Annotated in this window: 10 protein-coding genes and 1 pseudogene; 8 read left to right on the top strand and 3 right to left on the bottom strand. The window is 71.1% G+C overall.

From position 1 onward, the window contains the following. Positions 1 to 148: 148 nt before the first annotated feature. The 6 genes and pseudogenes from LOY02_RS02335 to LOY02_RS02310 all read left to right on the top strand — a co-directional run bounded on the left by LOY02_RS02335 (position 149) and on the right by LOY02_RS02310 (position 5,981). The gene (locus tag LOY02_RS02335) at positions 149 to 991 is read left to right on the top strand and encodes a uracil-DNA glycosylase (RefSeq protein ID WP_317180710.1); all 843 of its coding nucleotides are present in this window, start codon (positions 149 to 151) and stop codon (positions 989 to 991) included. 93 nt (positions 992 to 1,084) lie between these two features. Further along, positions 1,085 to 1,693: a TetR/AcrR family transcriptional regulator gene (locus LOY02_RS02330; RefSeq protein WP_317180709.1), complete on the top strand. Its 609-nt coding sequence runs from the start codon at positions 1,085 to 1,087 to the stop codon at positions 1,691 to 1,693. A 96-nt stretch (positions 1,694 to 1,789) separates the two neighbouring features. Continuing rightward, entirely contained in the window at positions 1,790 to 4,510 is a 2,721-nt protein-coding gene (locus LOY02_RS02325) for an MMPL family transporter (protein ID WP_317180708.1), read from the top strand. A gap of 28 nt (positions 4,511 to 4,538) precedes the next feature. Next, the gene (locus LOY02_RS02320) at positions 4,539 to 5,057 is read left to right on the top strand and encodes a DUF1992 domain-containing protein (protein WP_317180707.1); all 519 of its coding nucleotides are present in this window, start codon (positions 4,539 to 4,541) and stop codon (positions 5,055 to 5,057) included. Positions 5,058 to 5,192: 135 nt separating this feature from the next. Next, positions 5,193 to 5,552: pseudogene (locus LOY02_RS02315) on the top strand (VOC family protein); the annotation flags it as partial. Between the two features lie 42 nt (positions 5,553 to 5,594). Next, the gene (locus LOY02_RS02310) at positions 5,595 to 5,981 is read left to right on the top strand and encodes a VOC family protein (protein WP_317180737.1); all 387 of its coding nucleotides are present in this window, start codon (positions 5,595 to 5,597) and stop codon (positions 5,979 to 5,981) included. Here the strand turns inward: LOY02_RS02310 and LOY02_RS02305 are convergent. Together LOY02_RS02305 and LOY02_RS02300 are read right to left on the bottom strand one after the other, a co-directional pair. Further along, positions 5,934 to 6,932 carry an RNA polymerase sigma-70 factor gene (locus LOY02_RS02305; RefSeq protein ID WP_317180706.1) on the bottom strand — a complete coding sequence of 333 codons (999 nt, stop codon included), beginning with the start codon at positions 6,930 to 6,932 and terminating at the stop codon, positions 5,934 to 5,936. The genes LOY02_RS02310 and LOY02_RS02305 overlap by 48 nt on opposite strands. After that, positions 6,929 to 7,849 (bottom strand): NAD(P)-dependent oxidoreductase, encoded by a 921-nt coding sequence (locus LOY02_RS02300; protein ID WP_317180705.1) that lies wholly within the window; start codon positions 7,847 to 7,849, stop codon positions 6,929 to 6,931. Before LOY02_RS02300 ends, LOY02_RS02305 begins: the two co-directional genes overlap by 4 nt. A gap of 172 nt (positions 7,850 to 8,021) precedes the next feature. On the opposite strand from LOY02_RS02300, the gene LOY02_RS02295 reads away from it, so the two are divergent. Continuing rightward, the gene (locus LOY02_RS02295; protein ID WP_317180704.1) at positions 8,022 to 8,864 is read left to right on the top strand and encodes an AraC family transcriptional regulator; all 843 of its coding nucleotides are present in this window, start codon (positions 8,022 to 8,024) and stop codon (positions 8,862 to 8,864) included. Here the strand turns inward: LOY02_RS02295 and LOY02_RS02290 are convergent. Continuing rightward, a complete protein-coding gene (locus LOY02_RS02290) occupies positions 8,745 to 9,908 on the bottom strand; it encodes an MFS transporter (protein ID WP_317180703.1) in 1,164 nt (387 codons plus the stop codon). The genes LOY02_RS02295 and LOY02_RS02290 overlap by 120 nt on opposite strands. Positions 9,909 to 10,109: 201 nt before the next feature. On the opposite strand from LOY02_RS02290, the gene LOY02_RS02285 reads away from it, so the two are divergent. Next, on the top strand, positions 10,110 to 10,589 hold the full coding sequence (locus LOY02_RS02285) for a dihydrofolate reductase family protein (protein WP_317180702.1): 480 nt from the start codon (positions 10,110 to 10,112) through the stop codon (positions 10,587 to 10,589). Positions 10,590 to 10,600 lie beyond the last annotated feature (11 nt).

Genomic DNA, 10,600 nt, shown 5'->3' with positions numbered 1-10,600 from the left:
TGCACAGCATGGAATCCACGGAGTGCGCCGCCTGTGGACGGTGGGGCCATTCGAGGGCGCCGTCCGTCGAGTGGCTCTGAAGTGCACTGGCCGCCTGTGGACGGTGGGGCCATTCGAGTGGGTGCGGATCAGGTGGCAGAGTCTGGCCATGACCACCGAGCGCCTGGACCCGCACCCGCTCACCGGGCAGCTCTTCCCGTCGCCCGTGCCCCCGGGGACGGGCTGGCCCGGCGACCCGGCCACGGCGGCCACTCCGGTGGCTCGCACGGCACTCGACGTGCGCCGGCTCGCGGCGGAGGTGAGCAGCATCGGCGATCTCGACGCCCGGGTCTCGGTGTGCCGGGCCTGTCCGCGGCTCGTGGCCTGGCGGGAGTCCGTTGCCACGCAAGGGCGTCGAGCCTCGTTTGCGAACCAGCCCTACTGGGGCCGTCCGGGTCCGTCGTTCGGCGATCCCGACGCGGACGTGCTCATCGTCGGACTGGCACCGGCGGCCAACGGCACCAACCGGACGGGTCGGATGTTCACGGGAGACCGCTCGGGCGACTGGCTCTACGCCGCACTCCACCGTGCCGGCCTGGCCTCGCAGGCGACCTCGATCGGTGCTGGGGATGGTCTGGCACTCAAGGGTGTCCGCATCGTCGCCACGGTCCGTTGTGCACCACCAGCCAACAAGCCGACGACCGAGGAGAAGTCCACCTGCTCCGGCTGGCTCGACCGCGACCTCGAGCTGACGGCTGCGTCGCCGACCGGTCTGCGCACCCTGCTCGCGCTCGGGTCCATCGGCTGGGACGCGGCACTGGGTGCAGCCCGGCGTCTCGGGTGGCAGGTGCCACGGCCCAAGCCGCGCTTCGGGCACGGCGCAGAGGCCATCCTCCACCTCGCGGACGGGCGCGAGGTGCGGCTCCTCGGCAGCTATCACGTCAGCCAGCAGAACACCTTCACGGGCAAGCTCACGGAGGCCATGCTCGACGAGGTGCTCGCGCGGGTCTGAGCGGTCCGAAGGTGTTGGGACTGCCACGCGCTGCGACCCCGGTGCTCAAAGGGAAAAGTTGCCCAATGGGCAATGTTGTGTCATCGTGGCCCAATGACCGAGAAGGGACTCCGTGAGGCCAAGCGCCGCGCGACGGCCCATGCGCTGGCGGAGGCGGCCTTCGACCTCGCAGTCGAGCGGGGCGTCGACGGCTTCACCATCGACGACGTCGCGACGCGGGCGGGCTACTCCCGGCGCACCTTCGCCAACCACTTCGCGTGCAAGGAGGAGGCCATCACCGCCCTCGCGGTCGAGCGCCTCAGAGAGGGGCTCGAGACCCTGCCGCCGATGCCGGAGGACACCCCGCTCCTCGAGTGGCTCATGGCCCTCGCCCGCCACCAGCTCTCCGGGGGCATGCTGCCGCTGCTCCAGCAGCTGCGGGGGATGGCCCTGGAGCACCACGGTCTCGAGCCCTACCTCGCCGACGTGCAGGTCCAGATCCGCCGGACCGCCCAGGACGCGGTCCTCGCGCGCGCCGGCTCGGGCGTTTCCAGGCTCTCCGCGCACATCCTCGTCGGCGCGGCCTACGGCGCGCTGATGTCCGTGCTGGACGGCCGGGTTCCGGTGCGGCTACCCGGTGATCCCGCGCCCGCGAGCGGCGACGCAGTCACCGTCGACGAGTTCCTCACCACGGTCTTCTCGCACCTCCGACGAGGCTTCTGACCCCGCCGCCCACCACGTTCCTCCTCCTCACCGACACAACCCGACCCGACCCGGTCGCCGCCCGGCCGCGATGTCGACCTGCCCGAAAGGACCCCCATGTCCGTGTTGCTCTATCGCCTCGGCCGGACCGCCTACCGGCGCCCCTGGGCGTTCATCGCCCTCTGGCTCGTGCTGCTCGGCAGTGTGGTGGGCCTCGCTGCCGCCAACGGCGGTGTGACGATCTCGTCGAGCGTGACCATCGACGGCACGGAGAGCCAGGACGTCACGGACCGCCTCCGCGCCGAGTTGCCCGCAGCCGCGGGCGGGCAGGGCACCATCGTCTTCACCGCACCGGAGGGCGATCGGCTCGACACGGGCGAGCGCGCCGAGGGGATCGGTGCGGCCGCCGCCGGCATCGCAGAGCTGCCGGTCGTCGTCGACCGCAGCGAGCAGGCAGCCAAGGAGCAAGCCTCCCAGGGCCAGGCCGCACAGGATCAGGCCACGCCAGGGTCCGACACGAAGGGGGCGACCACGCAGGCTGCGCCCGGGAGCGGCAGCCAGCCCAGCGGCATACGGCCACTTGCCGTCGACGGCCAGCCGGTCCCCGGAGTCGTCGTCTCGGAGGACGGGTCCGTGGCCATGCTCCAGATCCAGTTCACCGAGCAGGTGCAGGACCTCCCCGAGGGGTCCGTCGAGCAGGTCACCGACCTCGCCGAGGACGCTCTTGCGGGCACGGGAGTCGAGGTCCTCGCGACCGAGTCGCTCAAGCCGCACGAGCCGCCGATCGGCGGTCACGAGGCCATCGGTCTCGGGGTCGCCGCCCTCGTCCTGCTCCTCACCCTGGGATCGCTCCGGGCGGCAGGACTGCCCCTGCTCACCGCCCTCACCGGCGTCGGCATCGGTCTCGGTGGCGCCTTCGCGCTCTCCCAGACCATCACCCTGACCACGGCGACGCCGGTCCTCGCCCTCATGGTGGGGCTCGCGGTGGGCATCGACTACGCCCTGTTCATCGTCAACCGTCAGCGTCGGCTCATCCTCACCCAGGGCCTCACCGCGGAGGAGGCGACGAGCCGGTCGGTCGGCACCGCGGGCAGCGCCGTGCTCTTCGCCGGCCTCACCGTCGTCATCGCGCTGACCGGACTCACTCTCATCGGCATCTCGTTCCTCACCACGATGGCCCTCGTCGCGGCTGTGACGGTCGTGCTCGCCGTGCTCGTGGCCCTCACCCTCCTGCCCGCACTGCTCGGCCTCGTCGGCGAGCGCATCGCGAGCGACAAGGCCCGCGCCAAGGGGGCGAGCCTCACCATCGAGGAGCACCGGCACTTCGCCCACCGCTGGTCCGAGGCGGTCGTGCGCCACCGGTGGCTCGCCATCGTCGGCATCGTCGCCGTCCTCGGGTTCGCCGCCGTGCCAGTCGCCTCCATGTCGCTCGGCATGCCGAACGGGTCCACCGCCAACCTCGACACGGATGAGCGGCGCGCCTACGACGCGGTCACGCGCGGTTTCGGCGAGGGCTACAACGCGCCACTCGTCGTCGTGGCGACGCCGGAGAGCGGCGGGAAGCTCGACCAGCAGGACATCGGTCGGATCAGCACGGGTCTGGGGGACCTGCCCGACGTCACGACGGTCAGCGTCATGGGTGCAGACCCCGACGGCGGCACGGCGATCTTCTCCGTCATCCCGGCAGAGGGACCGGACGCCGCCTCGACCTCGGCGCTCGTCGACACCCTGCGTGCGTCAGGCGCGGCCGTCACCGGGTCGGAGTCGGTCTCCCTCGGCGTCACCGGACTGACGGCGGTCAACATCGACATCTCCGAGAAGCTCGCGGACGTCCTGCCGCTCTACATCGCCATCGTCGTGGCTCTCTCCCTCGTCATCCTGCTCCTCGTCTTCCGCTCGGTCGTCATCCCCGTCAAGGCGACCCTGGGCTTCCTGCTCAGCATCGGCGCGACGTTCGGGCTCATGACGGCGATCTTCCAGTGGGGCTGGCTCAAGGACCTCTTCGGCTTCGACACGACGGGGCCGATCCTCAGCTTCCTGCCGATCATGGTCACCGGGATCCTCTACGGCCTGGCCATGGACTACGAGATGTTCCTCGTCAGCTCGATGCGCGAGGCGCACGTCCACGGGCATCGGGGACGCGATGCGATCGTCCACGGCTTCGACCAGGCGAGCCGGGTCGTCGTCGCCGCCGCCGTCATCATGGTCTCGGTCTTCGCGGGGTTCATCTTCAGCAGCGACCCGACGATCAAGCAGTTCGGCCTCGCGCTCGCGGTCGGCATCCTCATCGACGCCTTCCTCGTCCGCATGACGCTCGTGCCCGCGATCATGTCCGTCCTCGGCGAAGCGGCCTGGTGGCTGCCCCGCCGGCTCGCGGCCGTCCTGCCCAACCTCGACGTCGAGGGCGACCTGCTCAAGCAGCACCTGATGCAGCGTCCCCGCCGGCTCGACACGCGCCGCCCGAGGCCTGACCACCTCCCGACCCCCGCCCACGCCGGCAACGGCCACCACCGTGAAGGAGCCCGATCGATGGTCTTCCAGATCCCCCCGTCCCGCAAGGGACTTCGCGAGAACCGCTTCGAGTTCACCCTCGACGGCACGTCGCTCCATGACCTGCCCCTCCTCACCTATGCTCCGCTCGTTGCCGTGGAGGCCTTCGAGGCGGGCGACGCGCTCAAGGCGGTCCTCGCGGCCTGCGACTCGGACGGGGCCCGAAACGCCATCCAGCAGCTCGATGCCGACCAGTTCCGTGCCTTCGTCGAGGCCTGGGAGCTCGCCTCGGCAGAGCGCTCCCGTCGGGTGCCATCGCCCGAGCCCGAGCCCGAGCCCGTGCCGTGATCGTGAGGCTGCCCGGTAGCGTTGATGCATGTCGCAACCTCCGTACTACGAGAGCCTGGTCGACAAGGCGATCCGGGAGGCCCAGGAGCGCGGCGAGTTCGACAACCTCCCGGGCGCGGGGAAGCCCCTCGACCTGGGCGACTCGAACGACCCGGACTGGTGGATCAAGCGCTACGCCGCGCGCGAGGACCTCGACCTGGGCGACGCACTGCCGGGCCCTCTGGCATTGCGCAAGGAAGCGTCCCGCTACCCCGACTCGCTCGTCGCCGTCGGTGACGAGCAGCACGTGAGGGAGATCATCGAGGACTACAACAAGCGGGTCCTCGCCGACCGACTCCGTCCCGCCTTCGGTCAGCTGCCGCCCCTGCTCGCCAAGACCCTCGACGTCGACGAGATGGTGGAGGCGTGGCGAGGGCTCCGCGAGGAGCGGGAGGCCGAGCGGGCGGCCGCGGTGGCTGCGGCGCAGGCGACGGCCGAGCCGCCGACCGTCCCCCGTCGGGCGTGGTGGCGTCGAGTCCTGCGCCGGCCCTCCATCGGGGCGGACTGAGGCTCGCCGCCCTCCGGCACAGGCTGGAATGGCGGCGGTGAGACGTCGGGTCAGCAATGTGCTGGACGCCCGCCGGATGGCGGGCGTTACCGTGACGGCCAGCACGATGGTGCTCCCCGACGAGGAAGGTGCGCGATGACGAAGCGGGTCAAGCAGCTGCGACTGGTCGTTCATGCCGAGGACTTCGACGAAGCGGTGCGCTTCTTCCGCGACGTCGTCGGGATGCCCGAGGAGGAGTCCTACTCCGGGGGCAACGGCGCGATCGTGAAGATCCTCGGCGCCGGGCGCGCGACGCTCGAGCTGGCCAACACGGCGCAGGTCGAGATGATCGACGAGGTCGAGGTGGGGCGCCGGGTCGCCCCGCACTTCCGCGTGGCCCTCGAGGTCGAGGACACCGCCGCGGAGACGCGTGCCGTCGTCGCCGCCGGGGCAACCCTCGTCGCCGAGCCCACGGAGACGCCGTGGCGTTCGCTCAACGCCCGCTTCGACGCGCCCGGAGGCGTCCACCTGACGCTCTTCCAGGAGCTGGACCCACGACTGGAGCCCGACGGTCGCCGGCTCGTCCAGGTCGCGCAGCGCGTGGAGGACCTCGCGCGGGCGCGCGCCTTCTACGCCGACCTGCTCGGCGTGGAGCCGGTCGCGACGTTCGACCCGCCCGGTCTCGTCTTCTTCGACGTCGGCGGTGTGCGGCTCCTGCTCGACCGCGGCGCTCCCAGCGGCCTCGTCTACCTGCGCGTCGACGACCTCCCCGCGACGGTCGAGCGGCTGCGGGAGTCCGACGTCCACGTCGAGAGCGAGCCGCACGTCATCTTCGGCCATGACGACGACACGCTCGGTCCGGCCGGCACCGACGAGTGGATGGCCTTCATCACGGACTCAGAGGGCAACCTCGTCGGCCTCGTCGAGCAGCGCCCGCGCGCCTGAACCGGGGCTGGTGGCACCGAACCGGCGAGCCTGGTTCGCCTCGCGGAGAACGGCCCGGGCGTCGGCGACCGGACCCACGTGACCGAGCTTGTCCGGGTTGAGCACCGCGCGGATCGCCTGGATCTTCCCGGCGACGATCTCGAGCACCAGGGTGCTGATGACCTTGCTGTCGCGGTCCCGGAAGATGGCACCCGGTTGCCCGTTGAGGTCCCGGAGCTCTGCTGTCGCGCCGATGCGTTCCATGGGCCCCACCATGGCGGCGAACAGCCGCGCCACCTTCTCCGCGCCGATGACCCCCTGACCCCACTGGGGAGCCTTGCCTCCGCCGTCACCGGCCATGTGGACGTCGGATGCGAGGAGCTCACGCAGACCGTCGACGTCCCCGGTGCTGAAGGCGTCGAAGAACTGCCGCGCGATCTGCTCGCTCTTGGCGCGGTCCGCCTCGAACCGGCGTCCGCCGGCCTCCATGTGACTGCGCGCCCGCACCGCCAGCTGGCGGCACGCGGTCTCTGAGCGCTGGATGGTGGCCGCGATCTCCGGGAAGGCGAATCCGAACACGTCCCGCAGCACGAAGACCGCACGCTCGAGTGGTGTGAGCCGCTCCAGCAGGAGCAACGCCGCCATCGACACCGAGTCGGCGAGCTCCGCCGAGCGTTCCGGGTCCTCGTAGGGGTCGGTCAGCAGCGGCTCGGGAAACCACGGCCCGACATACGCCTCGCGTCGCACACGTGCGGACCGCAGGACATCGATCGAGATCCGGGTCACCACCGCGGAGAGGAAGGCCTTGGCTGACCTGGGTGGCGTCGGAGCCCCGTCGTAGCGCAGCCAGGCCTCCTGGACCGCGTCCTCGGCCTCGGTCACGCTGCCCAGGATCCGATAGGCGATGGAGAACATCAGTGGTCGCAGCGCCTCGAACTCCCGCGCCTTGGAGGCGGGATCCGCGCGGGTCACGCCAGCTCTTCCTTGAATCCCACGCGCCAGGAGGGGTAGCGCAGCTCCCACCCGAGCTCCTGCTTGGCCCTGGCGTTGGAGAAGCCGCGACCCTCGGTCATCATGCGCACCGCCACCTCGCCGGCGAGCAGGCGGGCGAGCCACACGGGGACCCGCATCGGCGGCTTGGCCCCTGCGCACTCGGCCAGGTAGGGCAGCCACTCGCTGACGGCGGCCGGTTCGTCGTCGACGATGTTGAACACGCCGGTGGCCCGCTGCTCCACGGCCAGCACCGTGGCTGCCGCCGCGTCGTCGAGATGCACCCACGAGGTGTGGCCGGCACCGCCGCCCACGAGTGGGAACTGCCGCTTCCGCACGGGCGCCACGAGATCCTCGGTGGAGCCCGGGCCGTAGAGCCAGCCGTAGCGCAGGGCGGCCCCACCGGCGCGCACGAGTGCCTCCTCAGCGTGCCGGATCGCAGCCATTCCCGACTCGGCCACCGTCCCGGTGAGCGGGTCGATGCCGTCCGCCTCGGTCTTGATCCACCCGCCCTGCTGCACGCCGTTCCAGCTGCCGTAGCTCTGGCCCACGACGTGGGGCACCCCGACGGCTTCAGCCGCCGCGAGGAGGTGGTCGGTGCCTTCGATGCGCAGCCGGTTCGTCGCGGCGAACCAGCGGTCGAAGTGCTTCATGTCGGGCGTGGTGGCGATCGATGTCATCTGGTGGACGATGACGTCGGGTCGGGACCGCGCCACCGCCTCCCCGACGGACTGCGCGTCGAGGCCGTCCATGACGACCCCCTCCGCGTCCATCCGCTCCAGCACGCCCAGCTTGGCTGCCGTCGTCGTCGTCGCCGTCACCTGGTGGCCGCGGGCCACGAGCTGTGGCACGAGCCGCCGCCCCAGGACCCCCGTGCCTCCCGCTACGAACACACGCATCGTCATCACCCTTCAGTTGGTCGACCGGTCACTGACCCCTGCGACGAGACAGACCGGGTGCCTGTGACATCACGGACGGCGTGGTCGGGTGTCGATACCCTCCCACCGCCCCTCAGGGAATCCGAGCGCCGTCGGACGGGTTGCGCATCGTATGGACTGGGAGCTGTCCGTCGTGCGACACGAGCACCTCGACGTCGGTGCCACCAGGTCGGGAGCGGACGCGGGCTGGCTGCTCCTGCTGTCCGGTGCGGCCGAGCTCGAGGCGAACCGGGAGCGCTGGGTCCTCCACACCGGCGATGGTGCCCTGGTGGACCCGCGGACGGCGTACCGGATCACCGCCGTCGACGCATGTGACCTCGTCCTGGCCGATCTGCGACAGGTCGTACCGTCGCCGCCGCTGCCGAGCCCATGGGTGGTCAAGGACTTCGCCGGGCGGCACCCCGGCGTCGCCAGTCTCCTGCGTACCTGCACGCTGGGTACCGCGTGCGGCGTGACCTCGTTCGCCGCGAGCTACGCCGGCCTCGTCGGAGCGGCGCTCACGTCGTCCTGGTCGTCAGACGAGGACGGTGCCACCCCGCTGGTCGATGCCCAGGTGGCCGATGTCATCGCGGCGCTCGCGTGTCGACCGGGCGAGGCGTGGACCTTGGACCGGATGGCAGGCATGGTCCACTTGTCACGATCCGCTCTGACCGAGCGGTTTCGGCGTGCGGTGGGTCGAAGCCCCATGCAGCTTCTCCGGGACGTGCGCATGCAGCATGCGCGTGTCCTGCTCGGTGAGCGGTCCCTGCCGGTGACCCGAGTGGCGTTCGAGGTCGGCTACGGCTCGGTGGCTGCGTTCAGCAGGGCCTTCGCCACCCACCACGGGACGCCTCCGCAGGTGTGGCGCAGCAGCCGGTCACGTGCGGGGGACGCGGATCACCGCCCAGACGAAGCCCGCGACCGTCGCGGTGGCGGCTCCGAGCAGCAGCGGCGCACGTATGCCGGATCCGTCGAGGAGCGCCCCGCCTGCGCCTGACCCGAGGGTGATCGCGACCTGGAACGCCGTCACCTGCAGGGCCATTGCGGACTCGGCCCGCGCGGCCTCGACACGGGTGACCCAGATCTGGGTCGCGACGGGGACCATGTTGAAGCCGAGGCCCCACAGGACGATCGCCACCGTCAGCACCGGTAGCGATCCGGCCGCCGCAGCGCCGACGAGGCCGAGCGCGAGCACGATCGGCGTCACCGCCGCGAGGGGTCGCAGCCAGCGAGCGAGAGCTCCGGCAACGATCGTGCCGACCACGCCCCCGAGCCCCCAGAGAAGCAACAGCCAGGTGTCATTGGACGGGTGCACGCGCTCGATGGCGATCCGGATGTACGGATAGGCCGCGAAGTTGCCGAAGGCAACCAGGACGACAGCAGCGATGCCGGCCATCAGCCTCCGGTTGGCCACCGCTCCGCGCATCATGCGGAAGCCGGCGCTCGGGTGCGCGGGCACGGGCGGTAGGGTCCTGGCCACGGCGAGGGCGGCGACGCCGCACAGCGCCGCAGCGCCGCCGAAGGCGGTGCGCCAGCCGACCTCGTCGCCGACGAGCGATGCGAGCGGGACGCCGAGCACGGTCGCGACGCTGACGCCGAAGGCAAGGGACGCCGAGACGAGCGCCGGCCGGGCCGGCACGGCGTGCGTTCCCGCCCCGAAGGCGAACGTCCAGAAGCCGGCGATCGCGATGCCGAGGAGGAAGCGCCCGGCGAGCAGCACCGCGAAGCCCGGAGCCGCCAGGACCGCGAGGTTGGCGAGGGCGGCCGCCGCGAGCAGCGAGACGAGGACCAGGCGCCGGTCGATCCGGGGCAGCACCATGGCGATCGTGGGCGCTGTGACAGCGCCGGCGATGGCCGTCGCTGCAACCGCGAGGCCTGCGGTTCCCTCGCTCACGCCGATGTCCGCGGCCAGGGCGGGAAGCACGCTGGCCGGGAGGAACTCACTGGCGACGAGCATCGCGATGCCGAAACCGAGCGCTACGACGGGGGTCCGGGACACGACGACTGGGGGCGTGGACTGAGTGGTGGTCAGGCTGGGCACGGACCAAGTGTCGGCGGACGGGTCGACGGCTGCTTGATAGCGCGGCTCCCGCCGTTGATCGATCGGCCGGCCCGACCGGCTCGAGTGAGGTTGGGACGCGAGGTGGCGTGGATCCCACTCGGGTGTCGATCTGACGGGGGCGCGTTCGTGTAGCAGGTGAAGGCAGGGGACGGGCCCGCCGCAGAACGTGAGGAGCAGGGAATGGGGAAGCTGGTCTCGGTCATGAGCGTCACCCTCGATGGCGTCATCCAGGCGCCCGGGCGACCTGATGAGGACACTCGCGGCGGGTTCACGCACGGCGGGTGGGGCAGGGCCTACAACGACGACGTCATGGGCGCCGAGATGGGCAAGCGGATGGCCGGTGGAGGTCCGATTCTCCTCGGCCGCAACACCTACCTTGCGATGTACGACTACTGGCCCCGGCGGGCCGACAACCCCTACACGAACGTGCTGAACGCGGCGTCGAAGCATGTCGTCTCCGCCACCCTGACCGAACCCCTGCCGTGGCAGAACTCGATCCTCGTCAAGGGCGGTGCCGACCTCGAGGAGACCTGCCCGCTCGTCCTCGGCGAGGGGCAACGCCTCTTCGACGGTATCGGTCGGCGCATCGAGCTCGACCTGAAGGGCAGCGTGTCGACCTCCAAGGGAGTCGTCATCACCACCTATCGAGCGGCATCCTGAGACGGAGCCCA

It is taken from the genome of Intrasporangium sp. (assembly GCF_032907665.1).
Lineage (GTDB): Bacteria > Actinomycetota > Actinomycetes > Actinomycetales > Dermatophilaceae > Intrasporangium.
The sequence above is the reverse complement of the archived record's forward strand: the minus strand, read 5'-3'. Positions and strand labels throughout refer to the sequence as shown.